Source organism: Bacteroidales bacterium, assembly GCA_021648725.1.
Lineage (GTDB): Bacteria > Bacteroidota > Bacteroidia > Bacteroidales > JAADGE01 > JAADGE01.
Genome location: JAKISF010000012.1, coordinates 1 through 13,335, shown reverse-complemented (window position 1 = coordinate 13,335; position 13,335 = coordinate 1). Strand labels below are relative to the sequence as shown.

Here is a 13,335-nt window from a genome sequence, read left to right as displayed (position 1 = left end):
TTAAAATCCGTTCAAATCCATGGTTACCGTAGGTATAAGCAATAAGAAACCTAAAATAATTAAAATTATCATAAAAGGAGTAATCCATTTTACCCATTTATCATAGGGTATTTTTGCAACGCCCAAAACTCCGATTAACACACCCGAAGTAGGAGTTATCATATTCGTAAATCCGTCGCCGAATTGAAACGCAACAACCGTTGCCTGACGTGAAATTCCGATATAATCAGAAAAAGGTGCCATAATAGGCATTGTAATCGCTGCTTTTGCCGAACCCGACGGAATTACAATATTAATAAACGTTTGAATTACATACATAATTCCGACAGATACAATTTTTCCGAAACCTTTCATTCCTTCTGCCATACTGTGCAAAATTGTATCAATGATTTTTCCTTCTTGTAAAATGATAACAATTCCTCCTGCAAGTCCTACAACTAATGCTGCCGACATAATATCTTTTGCTCCGTCCAAAAAATGTTTAGTTATTTCATTCGGGTTATATTTCATGGCAACACCTGTCAGAAGCCCCATTGCAAGAAACAAAGTTGCTATTTTCATAATATACCAACCATAACCCATTACGCCTATTATTAAAAAAACAATGGTAAAAGCCAACAAATTAAGAATAAAAAAATGTACCGATTTTCTTAAAGAAAGAATACCGGTTAATGCAAACAATCCGGTTGCTATAGGAAGCATAGGAGCAACAAAAACACTATTTCCTATTTTCATCTCGGTTGAATAAAATTCTACTGAGAATAATATCAAAGACACCAAAATAAAAATATAGACAACCCAAGCACGTTTAGGAGTATAATATTTAATTTGTTCAGTTTTATCGCCTGATTTATCACGCCAATATTGATCTGTTTCATAAACCAATGATTTTTTCGGATTCTTTTTAACTTTATTTGCATACCTTAAAATAAAAGTGATTCCTATAAAATTAATAATAAACCAAGTAACAATTCTGTATTCAATTCCTGAAAAAAGCGGAAGTTCTGCAATGCCTTGTGCAATACCTATCGTAAACGGATTTAAAATTGCACCTGCAAAACCCAAACCTGCAGCTACAAAAACAATTGCAACGCCGGTTATTGAATCATAACCCATAGAAATTGCCAGAGGAACTAAAATTACAATAAAAGCAATGGTTTCTTCGCTCATGCCGAATACTGCACCGAATATACTGAACATTATCATAATCATTGTAAGTACAATATTGTTTACTCCGAGAAATCTTAAAAATTTAACTTTTTCAAGTTTTTTTGTATAGTTAAGAAATGCAAAAATCCCCACATCAATTGCCTTACTTTGATTCATAATCCAAAAAGCACCGCCGACCATTAAAATAAATACAATTATTCCGGCTTGTTTTTCAAAACCTTTAAACATTGCCGCAAAAACTTGCCATGTTTGAAACTCATTATCAACATATTCAAATTTAGGTTGCAAAACATCTTCACCGTTAATTTTTACGGTTTCATAAACAACTTGTTCTTTTTCTTTGCCGTCAACAATCACGGTTTCCTTAACGTATTGTCCTCCGGGAACAAACCAGGTTGCAACAGCGGCAATTAAAACAATGTAAAAAATAATGACATAAGTATGCGGTATTTTTTTATTTTTGAGCATAGTTTTAAAATGTATGAATTTATTTAATTTTGAACTTACAAAAAAAGCTAAATTATTTGATAATAAAAATATATGCGAATACTTATAAAAAACATAAAAAAACTCGTTCAAACCGAAACAAAGCCCAAAACAAAAGTTTCCGGCAAGGATATGGCAAAGCTCAAAAATATCGACAATGCTTATCTTATTCTGCACAACGATAAAATCGAAGATTTCGGCAAAATGAAGGATATGCCTGATATTGAAGGCAATTACAAAAGTATTGATGCCGGCGGAAAGTTTGTGTTTCCGTCTTTTTGCGATTCGCACACGCATTTGGTATATGCCGGAAGTCGCGAAATTGAATACAACGATAAAATTAAAGGGCTTTCTTACGAAGAAATTGCAAAACGCGGCGGCGGAATTCTCAATTCGGCAAAATTGCTGAATAAAACGTCCGAAGAAGAACTTTACGAACAAGCAATTCCGAGAATAAACGAAATAATTTCGCAAGGAACCGGAGCCGTTGAAATTAAAAGCGGATACGGTCTTACGGTCGGGGGCGAACTGAAAATGCTTCGCGTTATAAAACGCCTGAAAGAAACAACACCGCTGATAATTAAATCTACTTTTCTCGGAGCACATTCCGTTCCCGCCGAATATAAAGGCAAACAAAAAGATTACGTTAATTTGGTTGTAAATCAAATGCTTCCCGCCGTTGCCGAAGAAAAACTTGCCGATTTTATTGATGTTTTTTGCGATAAAGGATTTTTTACCGTTGAAGATACCGACAAAATTTTAAAAGCCGGAGCAAAATACGGTTTGCGTCCTAAAATTCACGCCAACGAATTAGATTTTTCCGGCGGAGTGCAAATCGGCGTAAAACACAATGCTCTTTCGGTTGACCATCTTGAATATGTGGGCGATGACGAAATAAAAGCCCTGAAAAACTCCGAAACTATGCCCACGATTTTACCCGGTGCTGCTTTTTTTCTTAATATGCCCTACTCTCCCGCTCGCAAAATGATTGATGCCGGGCTTCCGCTTGCCCTTGCTTCCGATTTTAATCCGGGTTCATCGCCTTCGGGAAATATGAAACTTATGATGTCTTTTGCAAGCGTAAATTATAAAATGACCATAGAAGAAGTTGTTAACGCAAGCACCATCAACACTGCTTATGCGATGGGAATAAGCAAGTTAACCGGAAGTATTGCAAAAGGTAAAAAGGCAAATGTTTTTATAACAAAAGAAATGCCCACTCTCGAATATTTTACTTACGCCTACGGAAGTAATTTAATTGATACGGTTATTTTGGGAGGGAAGATTATCAGCTAAAAATCATTTTTTCTTTAAAACAAATAGATTATTTTTGAAACTTCATTTTTAAAAATCTAATTTAAACAAAATATGAAACAACTTATAGAATGCGTTCCTAATTTCAGCGAAGGACGTGATATGAGCGTAATAAAACAAATTACCGATGTTATAGAAACCGTTGAAGGCGTTAAACTACTCGATGTTGACCCCGGAGCGGCAACTAACAGAACCGTAGTAACTTTCGTAGGCACACCAGATGAAGTTATTGATGCAGCTTTTCTGGCAATAAAAAAAGCATCGGAACTTATTGATATGAGCAAACATCACGGCGAACATCCGCGTTTCGGAGCTACCGACGTATGCCCGCTTGTGCCGATTTCGGGAATTTCTATGGAAGAAACCGTAAAATATGCTCACAAATTGGCGGAACGAGTAGGAAAAGAACTCGAAATTCCGGTTTATTGCTACGAATTTGCCGCAAAAGAAGAAAAAAGAAAAAATTTGGCATATTGCCGTGCCGGAGAATACGAAGGTCTACCGCAAAAACTTACCGACCCGAAAATGAAACCCGATTACGGACCTGCCGAATTTAACGAAAATGTTAAAAAAACAGGTGCAACTGCAATAAGTGCAAGAAATTTTCTCGTTGCGTACAACGTAAACTTAAATACAACTTCCACCCGACGTGCTAATGCCGTTGCTTTTGATGTTCGAGAAAACGGAAGAGCAAAAAAAGTAAACGGAAAAATCGTAAAAGACGAAAACGGAAATACGGTAAGAATTCCCGGAACCCTTAAAAAAGTCAAAGCAATCGGCTGGTATATAGAGGAATACGGAATTGCACAAATCTCAATGAACTTAACCGACATTACCGTAACTTCCGTTCACAAAGCTTATGAAGAAGTTAAAAAACACGCCGAAAAAAGAGGTGTTCGCGTAAGCGGTTCGGAACTTGTCGGCTTAATTCCTTTACAAGCTATGCTCGATGCCGGAAAATTTTACCTAAAAATGCAACAACGTTCCGCAGGAATTGCCGATTCCGAAATTATAAAAATTGCCGTAAAATCTCTCGGACTTGACGAGCTTAAACCCTTTATTCCGGAAGAACGCATCATTGAATACGTTATGGAAGATAAAAATTCCAAACCGCTTGTTAATATGAAACTCAACGATTTTGCCGACCTTACGGGTTCCGAATTTCCGGCACCGGGCGGCGGTTCAATTTCGGCATATATGGGTGCTTTGGGTGCCGCACTCGGAACAATGGTTGCAAATCTTTCGGCACATAAAAGAGGTTGGGACGAGCGTTGGGAAGAATTTTCCGATTGGGCGGAAAAAGGTGCATACTACTACAAAGCACTCGTAAATATGGTTGACGAAGACACAAATGCTTTTAACAAAATTATGGAAGCATCTCGCCTGCCGAAAAAAACCGACGAAGAAAAAGCTGCAAGGCATAATGCAATACAAGAAGCAACAAAAAATGCCATTAATGTTCCTTTCAAAATTATGGAACTCTCATACGGCTCTATGGAAGTTATGAAAACTATGGCAGAAATCGGACTGCAAGCATCGGTAAGCGATGCCGGAGTAGGTGCACTTGCCGCAAAAGCTGCTGTTTACGGTGCTTTTATGAATGTTAAAATTAATATGGGCGATTTGGAAGATAAAGAATTTGCCAAAGAAAAGTTAAAAGCAGGAAACGAAATTCTTTCAAAAGCAACAGCTCTTGAAAAAGAAATTGTTGATATGGTTGAAAAGAAGATTTCGTAAATAATCAGACATTCCGAGTCTTGAATACTTGGAATGTCTTTTTTAAAAACTTAACTGCAAACCTATAATAATACCGTTTTTTCTGACATCCGGTTTTTGCAAGTGACTTATTCTTCTGAAATAATTAACACTTAAAATATTAACTATATTTTCAATTCCGGCACCGAGCTCGATATACGGTTTCTCAACATCAGAAAGTTCAGAAGGAAATTGAAGTAAATTTCTGTTTTCATCATTTAAACTTCCCAAAACACCTTTTGCATAAATTACTTCACGAAATTTAAGTTTTCTGAGAACAGGAATTTTGTTTAAAAACAAACCGTTAAAATGATGCTCTGCAAAAAAACTGATGTATTTATCACTTGCAAATTCATAATAATTCATCATATTAAAAGCATACATATCATAAGTAATTCCGGTGCTTCCTTCATGTAATTTTAACAGCGGAAAAGGAACCGTACCCCAAATTTTTCCTGCTTCGATATAATAATTTGTTTTTCCTATAAATGCATAAGAAATATGATGCCTGAGACCAAGCTTTAATTTAGAGTATTTGTAATTGCTATTCATAAAGTCGGGAATTCCTATTGTATATTCTAACTCTAATATCGGGTAAAGCGAACCTAAAGATTGCCTGTTAAAAACTATTTCAACATACTCTTCGTTTATACCGAAATGTGCACTGAATGTCAGTTCTGTTGTTGTTATATTTGTTTGTTCATTACCGAAAGAGTCAAAAAAACGTATACTGTCGGTAGGGTTTATTATTTTATGGGAGATAAAAACAGTTCCTGTAATACTTTTAATAAGGTCTCTTTCAATACTTGCTTCAAAATTTTCAATCCATAATAATTTATCATTTTTTCCTGAAATTGAAAAGATATTATCAGAACCGAATTCGCCTAAGTTTGCTCCGAGTTGAATGAGATCTTTGCTGTAATTAATTTGTGCCAGTGTCCAAGGTTCTCTTGCCAACTTATATTTTGTGCCGAAACCGTATTTTGTTTTTTGGTCATCTAAACCGAATGCAAGATAGCTGTTTAACTCTATTTTCTTACTGAAATCATTACTTGTTCTTACACCAAGCCTCAACCGGTGTCCTTCGATTGCATTTTTACTGTACACTTTATAGTAAGGTCCGAATTCCAAGTAACTTCTTCTCACATAGCCTGTTGCTAATAGATATATAAAATTCTCAACTTTCTTAAACGTAGGTTGATTAGTTACGGAGTCAACCATTCTGTATATGTTTCTTTCTTTTGCAGAAAGTTGTGTATGTCTGTTATTGTTCCAAAAAACAGAATCATAATCTGCAGCATTATCTTCAATTTCTATATCTCTGAATTCGGTTGCCGAGAAAAATAAAGGTGGAAATTCAGGATTAAGTTTAATGTTTTTTCGTGATGTATATTTTTTCCCGAAGAAGCCTGCTGTTACTTTTGAAATATTGAAATCTATAAAAAATTCTTCTTCGGCAGGAAAGAAAAAGTTATTTCCAGTTTTTTTATATTCTTTTTTAACATAAAAATCAGACACAAAACCGAGATTTGCAGTTTTTGACATATTTGCATTTATTTTTTTAAGTGCAAAAGTTGTATCGGTAATCCACATATCACCTTTAAAAGTAAATTGGTATTTTCGTTTTGGTAAAAAACTTAAATGGTAGCACCACGAATTATCTATAAAAGTACTGTCGAGCAAACTATAATCATAAACTAATAAACCAGACAAAGCAACAGGACTTATAAAATCTTTTTCAAGAATTTTAATATAATTTTTATAAAAGTTAAATTCCAAATACATTTGTCCGGTAAATTTACTTGCACTAAGGTTATCGATTCCTGCAAAGTTTACTGCTTTAATAATTTCTTTTCTGTGTTTCGGGAATTTTTTATAATAAAAATCGGATAATGTTTCGGAAATAATTAAAGGCATATAAATTTTTCCTGTTGCTGCTGATGTATCTATACCTGCAAATACCGATTTGAAATCTTTCAGAATAGGGTCATTTTCGGAGCTCGGATTTATGTTGTTAATATCAACTTGCATTTTTGTATATTGTTCATAGCTGTATGCACCTAAACGATTGATATTATTGTATTTTTTATTTTTTATTACTTTCTTGATAATTATATCGGCAGGATTTTCGCCCGGTGTAATAATAACTTCTTTAATGTTGTAATTATCAGGTTTTAAATATATAATAAAGTCTTGATATTTGTTACTTACAACATCTAAAGTATCATTAATAAAGCCGATATTATTGATAGCAATTTGGGTAATGTCGGTATTTGCTTCGATAAAAAAAACGCCGTTTTCATCTGATATACAACCTATTGCAGAGCCGACAAATGAAACACTTGAGAAAGGGACAGGTTTTGAAGTTACATCATTTAAAATTACACCTCTTATTTTTGTTTGGGAAAAAGTAAGCAAAGAAAAAAAGCAGAGAATTAAAACAGTTAAGTAATATTTCAGTATAATATTTTTCATTCTAAAAAAAAGACTTTGCAATTATTTACAAAAAGCAAAGCCTTCAATTTAATTTTATAGTTTTTAATTTGCCATTTCAGACATAAATTTAATCCTTACCAACCTGACTTCTTCTTCAGAGAAATTATCTTCTTCAAGTTCTTCAATTGCCTCTTCTAATGAGCCGGTTTCTGATTCATAAAAATAGTCATATATTTCTTCAACATTTTCGTCATCTATAGTTTGGTTGATATAGTAGTTAATATCCAATTTAGTACCTGAATTGATAATAGCTTCTATTTCTTTAAGCAGCTCACTCATACTAAGTCCTTTTGAACTTGCGATATCTGCTAAGTTTACTTTCCTGTCAATACTTTGGATAATAAATACTTTTACCCCTGATTTTTTTACGACGGATTTTACGACAAGGTCCTGAGGTCGGTCAATTTCGTTTTCTTTAACATATTCTTCAATTAATTTAATAAATTCCTTTCCGTATTTATTGGCCTTTCCTGAACCGACACCTTGTATAGTTTGCAATTCTTCAAGACTTATCGGGTATCTTGTCGCCATATCCTCTAAAGACGGGTCTTGAAAAATTACGAAAGGCGGTACGTCAATTTTTTTCGAAATATCTTTTCTTAAGCCTTTGAGCATTTTAAATAAAATCTCATCACCTGCACCGCTTCCCGAGCCTTGCTTTAAATTAACTTCACTGTCATCATCATCTGTTTCATATCTGTGAGATTCTGTTATTTCAAGAGGGTACGGATTTTTAATGAAATTTTCTCCGTCTTTACTTATTTTCAGAATACCGTAGTTATCAATGTCTTTATCCAAAAAATAATGTATAAGAGCCTGTCTTATAATAGATTCCCAAAACTTAGTGTCTTTCTCATTCCCGGCACCAAAAATATCACTTTCATCGTGTTTAAATGATTTTATTGCTGATGTAGCGACACCTGCCAAAACATTTGCAACGTGCTCTCCTTTATATCTTTGTTTTAAAGTAACTATTGCTTTAAGAGCTTTAACCATGTATTCTTTCCCTTCAAATTTTGTTTTAGGGTTTAAACAATTATCACAATTATTGCAATCTTCTTCTAACTTCTCTCCGAAATAGTTTAATAAAATTTTTGGTCTGCAAACAGAAGTTTCTGCATAAGCAATAGTTTCTAATAATAATTGTTTGCCAATTTCTTGTTCAGCAACCGGTTTTCCCTGCATAAATTTTTCCAGCTTTTGTATATCTTTATAGCTGTAAAATGTCAAGCATTTTCCTTCGCCTCCGTCTCTGCCGGCTCTTCCTGTTTCTTGATAATATCCTTCAAGACTTTTAGGAATATCGTAATGAATTACAAAGCGAACATCGGGCTTATCAATTCCCATTCCGAATGCTATTGTTGCAACTATAACATCTACATCTTCCATCAAGAACATATCTTGATGTTTTGAACGGGTTTTTGAATCCATACCTGCATGATACGGAAGTGTTTTAATATCATTAATTTGCAAAACTTCTGCTAATTCTTCAACTTTTTTTCTGCTTAAACAATATATTATACCGGATTTTCCTTTATTTTCTTTAATAAATCTTATTATTTGTTTTTCCGGTTTAACTTTTTGTCTTATCTCGTAATAAAGATTTGAACGATAGAAAGATGCCTTAAAAATGTCGGCATCAAGAATATCAAGATTTTTAAGAATATCATGTTGTACTTTAGGAGTTGCTGTTGCTGTAAGTGCAATTATCGGAGCCCTTCCTATTTCTTCTATTATGGGTCTTATTTTTCTGTATTCGGGTCTAAAGTCATGCCCCCATTCAGAAATACAATGTGCTTCATCAATTGCATAAAAAGATATTTTAACTGATTTCAAGAATTCTGCATTTTCTTCTTTTGTTAATGATTCGGGAGCTACATATAAAAGTTTTGTTTTACCGTTTTTTACATCTTCTCTTACTTGTTTCAGTTGAGTTTTGTTAAGTGATGAATTCATAAAATGGGCAATTGAATCATCTTCGTTATACCCTCTCATTGCATCAACTTGGTTTTTCATTAATGCAATTAAAGGCGAAATTACTATTGCTGTGCCTTCTAATAATAATGATGTAAGTTGATATGTCAAAGATTTTCCGCCTCCGGTAGGCATTAATACAAAAGTGTCATTACCGTCTAATACGTTTTGAATAATCTTTTTTTGTTCTCCTTTATATGTGTCAAACCCGAAATTCTTATGTAACTCATCAAGCAGGTTTATTTTTTTTAAATCCATTGTTTATTGTTTTCAACTAAAATATCTTTGTTTTTACAATATATAAATATATTTGTAGCTAAATTAATAATAAATTTATTGTAAAAGGGAAAAAAGGAAAATAAATATAAAAAAACTGTGAAAAAATCCGAAGATATTATAAAAATTGCGAAAGAAGTTATTGTTAATGAAGCAAATTCAGTTAAAAATTTAATTAATTTCATAGATGATAATTTTGCTGATGCTGTTTTTTTAATTCAGAAATCAAAAGGAAGGGTTATAATTACCGGAATAGGAAAAAGTGCAATTATTGCCCAAAAAATAGTTGCAACTTTAAATTCAACAGGAACACCTTCAATTTTTATGCATGCGGCAGATGCTATTCACGGTGATTTAGGAATAATACGAAAAAATGACGTGGTAATTTGTTTATCAAAAAGCGGAAATACGCCTGAAATAAAAGTTCTTGTACCGTTTATAAAAAAATTCGGGAATAAATTAATTGCATTTGTATCAAATTCCGGTTCATTTTTAGCAAAACAAGCAGATTTGGTTATTCGAACAACTGTAGAAAAAGAAGCTTGCCCAAATAATTTAGCTCCTACTTCAAGCACAACTGCTCAGTTAGTTATGGGAGATGCACTTGCAGTCAGCCTGTTAAATGCACGAAATTTTTCGAATGATGATTTTGCAAAATACCATCCCGGAGGAATATTAGGAAAGATACTTTACTTAAGGGTTGAAGATTTATATAAAAATAATGAAGCTCCGAAAGTTGATATTAATGCAGAACTGAAAGATGTTATTATTGAAATTTCGGAAAAAAGACTGGGAGCAACTGCAGTTATTGATAAAGCAGATAAAATAGCAGGTATTATTACAGACGGAGACTTAAGACGAATGCTTATTAAGACAAATTCCTTAACCGGAATAAAAGCAAAAGATATTATGTCTGTTAATCCGAAAACAATAAATCCGGATACATTTGCAATTAACGCATTTGAAATTATGAGAAAAAATAATATTACTTCATTAATAGTAAGTGAGGGCAATAGGTATTTAGGTCTGATACATATTCATGATATGTTAAAAGAAGGATTTGTATAGAAAGAGTTAAAACGAAAAAGAATGGGAAAGAAAAAAAAAGCAGATAATATGTCTTTTTTAGAACATGTAGAAGCTCTGAGAAAACATTTGATAAGAGCAATTTTGGCAGTTGTTGTTTTTGCAATTACGGCTTTCTTTTTTAAAGATTTTATATTTAATCAAGTATTATTTGCCCCTAAAACACCTGAGTTTTTCACAAATGATTTAATGTGTAAAATCGGAAGATATTTTAATACAGATTCAATTTGCATAAATCAAAAACCTTTTGATATCATCAACATTAAAATGACAGGACAATTTATGACTCATATAATGGTTTCATTAATTGTAGGGTTAGTTGTTGCATTTCCGATTGTATTTAATGAATTTTGGCGTTTTTTAAAACCGGCATTAAATAAAAAAGAAATAAAACACAGCAGAGGTGCAGTTTTTTCGGCATCAATGTTGTTTTCTATCGGTGCTTTATTCGGATATTATTTAATTGTTCCTCTTTCTTTAAACTTTTTAGGAAATTATGAAGTAGGCGATGTTGCAAATAAGATAAATTTAAGTTCTTATATTCAAACTTTTACTTCGGTTGTTTTAGCATCGGCAGTTGTGTTTGAGTTACCTGTTTTAATATTCTTTTTAAGCAAAATAGGCTTAGTTACGCCTAAATTCCTAAAAAAATACAGAAAACATTCTATAATTGTGATTTTAGCTTTATCTGCAATTATTACACCTCCTGATATTTTTTCTCAAATATTGGTAACTTTACCTTTAATAATATTGTATGAAATAGGTATCGGAATATCAAAACGTGTTGAAAAACGAAATCTAAAGAAATTTACCCCGGATATTTCCGAAACTTAATTTTAGGGATACCATTCTTTGTATTTAATATGCTCGGGAAATGCTTCGGGTTTGAAAATTGATGAATTATTAAACAATCTTAAACATTCTTCAATTCCTTCCGTAACTCCGGGGTGCGGATGAACAGTTTTATTAACTTCGTTTAAGCCGTTTTTTTCATCAATTAAATGTGCAACCGAAACAATAAATGCAGATGCTTGCGGACTTGCCGCTCTCATTCCGAGTATTTTATTTTCTCCGTCGTTGCTTACGATTATTTTCACAAAACCCTCGGTGTTTCGCATTGCTATTGTTCTGCTTACAAGTGCATTAGAATATGATGCAACTTTATACGGAATTCCTTTTTGTTGCAGTTGTTTTTCATTTAACCCTACTGCGGCAACTTCGGGTTTAAAAAACATTAATGTTGACATATTTTTATATGATACTGCATCAGATTGTTTTCCGAAAATTGAATCGATAATGTATCTTCCCTGAACTTGTGCAATATTATAAAGTTGTCCGTGCCCCGTTATATCGCCTGCTGCAAAAATATTACATTTCCCTATTTCGATTATTTCACAAAATTCATCAGTTTTTAAAGTTCCTTTTTTATTTTTTTCAAAACCTATATTTTCAAGTCCGAGATTTTCCGTGTTCGGAATTCTTCCGATTGCAACTAATGCAATATCAACTTCAATAACTTTGCTGTGTCCGTCGTCATAATCTAAAACAACTTCTAAATAATTGTTTTTTTTACGAATTGTTCTTAAATGAGCTTGATAATGGATATTTACTCCGTTTTCTTCAAGATGTTTCGATACAAAATCACTTAAATCATCATCTTCATAAGGAATAACCCGGTTTGTTCTGTCGAGCAAATGAACTTCTGTTTGTTTGTAATTTGAGAAGATTGTTGCAAACTCACAACCTATTATACCTGAGCCTATTATTACCATTCTTTCAGGGAATTCCTGCAGTTTTAAGATAGTGTCAGAATCAAATATATGTTTTCCGTCAACAGGCAAATCCGGATATTCTCTCGGTTTTGAACCTGTTGCGATAATAAAATATTTTCCTTTTATTTTTTCTGTTTTATTTTGATGTGTTACATCAACTGTATATCTGTCGCAGAATTTTGCATATCCGTTTATTAAGGTTATTGACCCTGTTTCTGATTTTTCGGAAGAAAATGTTTCAATTTGTGAAAGTATTTGATATTGACGTTCTTTGGCGGCTTGAATAACTGTTTTTCTTACTTCGGAGAAATCAACATTTAAACCGGATGCTCTGTAACCTCTGTTTGTTTTTCCGGCAATTGCATAGTCTGCTGATAATTCCCACATGGTTTTAGAAACTAATGCTCCGTTCATTATTCCTGCTCCTCCTATTTCTTTTGCTTCAATTATACAAATATTTTTTTTATAATCAAGTGCTCTCATTGCTGCCGAGAAACCGGCAGGTCCGCTTCCGATTATTACAATGTCAAATTCTTTCATCGTTAAACTAATTTTTTGTAAAGAAAACAAGATTTTTCTGATATTAAGATTAAACTTCAATTTGACTTCATTGAAATATAATTAAGATAAGTTTTCTGTAAGCCTTTTGGTTCTTGATTGTTATAAAAGTTTTATGTTGTTCGGCATGTTTAGTTATTGATGCACAACGCTTTAACTTGGTGCTTAATCATTAAAATACTGCATTTTATCAATTATTAATGCCCTTTCATGTAAAAATATATATGAACGACTAAATATGAAATATTTTTGTAAAAAATTTATTTAAACATTCAAAATTAAAATTATGAGAACAACAATTTCAAAATTTAAGTATTTATTTATCAATGTCGTTTAGTTAATAATCTGTCATAACCTTTTGTAATTCATAGAATAAGGTTTCTTTTGCCGATGTTTTCGAATGTTTTTCCGATTAGGTCTTACAAGCTCCCGGGTGTTGTAAACAATT

Annotated in this window: 8 protein-coding genes; 4 read left to right on the top strand and 4 right to left on the bottom strand. The window is 32.9% G+C overall.

Going from position 1 to position 13,335, the window contains the following annotated elements; all coding sequences use genetic code 11:
- Entirely contained in the window at window positions 1-1,638 is a 1,638-nt protein-coding gene (locus L3J35_06305; GenBank protein MCF6365800.1) for an AbgT family transporter, read from the bottom strand.
- 72 nt (window positions 1,639-1,710) lie between these two features.
- On the opposite strand from L3J35_06305, the gene hutI reads away from it, so the two are divergent.
- Window positions 1,711-2,952, top strand: a complete 1,242-nt coding sequence (hutI, locus tag L3J35_06300) for an imidazolonepropionase (protein ID MCF6365799.1) — start codon at window positions 1,711-1,713, stop codon at window positions 2,950-2,952.
- Between the two features lie 72 nt (window positions 2,953-3,024).
- The gene (gene ftcD / locus L3J35_06295) at window positions 3,025-4,707 is read left to right on the top strand and encodes a glutamate formimidoyltransferase (protein ID MCF6365798.1); all 1,683 of its coding nucleotides are present in this window, start codon (window positions 3,025-3,027) and stop codon (window positions 4,705-4,707) included.
- 42 nt (window positions 4,708-4,749) lie between these two features.
- On the opposite strand, the gene L3J35_06290 is transcribed toward ftcD, so the two are convergent.
- The gene (locus tag L3J35_06290; protein MCF6365797.1) at window positions 4,750-7,200 is read right to left on the bottom strand and encodes a DUF5686 and carboxypeptidase regulatory-like domain-containing protein; all 2,451 of its coding nucleotides are present in this window, start codon (window positions 7,198-7,200) and stop codon (window positions 4,750-4,752) included.
- A 63-nt stretch (window positions 7,201-7,263) separates the two neighbouring features.
- Window positions 7,264-9,453 (bottom strand): DNA helicase RecQ, encoded by a 2,190-nt coding sequence (gene recQ / locus L3J35_06285; protein MCF6365796.1) that lies wholly within the window; start codon window positions 9,451-9,453, stop codon window positions 7,264-7,266.
- 117 nt (window positions 9,454-9,570) lie between these two features.
- Here recQ and L3J35_06280 point away from each other — a divergent pair, with 117 nt between their 5' ends.
- Together L3J35_06280 and tatC are read left to right on the top strand one after the other, a co-directional pair.
- Window positions 9,571-10,539, top strand: coding sequence for a KpsF/GutQ family sugar-phosphate isomerase (locus L3J35_06280; protein ID MCF6365795.1), 969 nt, complete (start codon window positions 9,571-9,573; stop codon window positions 10,537-10,539).
- A gap of 21 nt (window positions 10,540-10,560) precedes the next feature.
- The gene (gene tatC / locus L3J35_06275) at window positions 10,561-11,391 is read left to right on the top strand and encodes a twin-arginine translocase subunit TatC (GenBank protein MCF6365794.1); all 831 of its coding nucleotides are present in this window, start codon (window positions 10,561-10,563) and stop codon (window positions 11,389-11,391) included.
- 2 nt (window positions 11,392-11,393) lie between these two features.
- Here the strand turns inward: tatC and L3J35_06270 are convergent, their stop codons facing one another.
- Window positions 11,394-12,869 (bottom strand): NAD(P)/FAD-dependent oxidoreductase, encoded by a 1,476-nt coding sequence (locus L3J35_06270; GenBank protein ID MCF6365793.1) that lies wholly within the window; start codon window positions 12,867-12,869, stop codon window positions 11,394-11,396.
- Window positions 12,870-13,335: the final 466 nt, after the last annotated feature.

Bases quoted from the DNA above. Each gene is read 5' to 3' on its own strand.
- L3J35_06305 (MCF6365800.1), bottom strand. From the start codon at position 1,638: ATGCTCAAAAATAAAAAAATACCGCATACTTATGTCATTATTTTTTAC.
- hutI (MCF6365799.1), top strand. From the start codon at position 1,711: ATGCGAATACTTATAAAAAACATAAAAAAACTCGTTCAAACCGAAACA.
- ftcD (MCF6365798.1), top strand. From the start codon at position 3,025: ATGAAACAACTTATAGAATGCGTTCCTAATTTCAGCGAAGGACGTGAT.
- L3J35_06290 (MCF6365797.1), bottom strand. From the start codon at position 7,200: ATGAAAAATATTATACTGAAATATTACTTAACTGTTTTAATTCTCTGC.
- recQ (MCF6365796.1), bottom strand. From the start codon at position 9,453: ATGGATTTAAAAAAAATAAACCTGCTTGATGAGTTACATAAGAATTTC.
- tatC (MCF6365794.1), top strand. From the start codon at position 10,561: ATGGGAAAGAAAAAAAAAGCAGATAATATGTCTTTTTTAGAACATGTA.
- L3J35_06270 (MCF6365793.1), bottom strand. From the start codon at position 12,869: ATGAAAGAATTTGACATTGTAATAATCGGAAGCGGACCTGCCGGTTTC.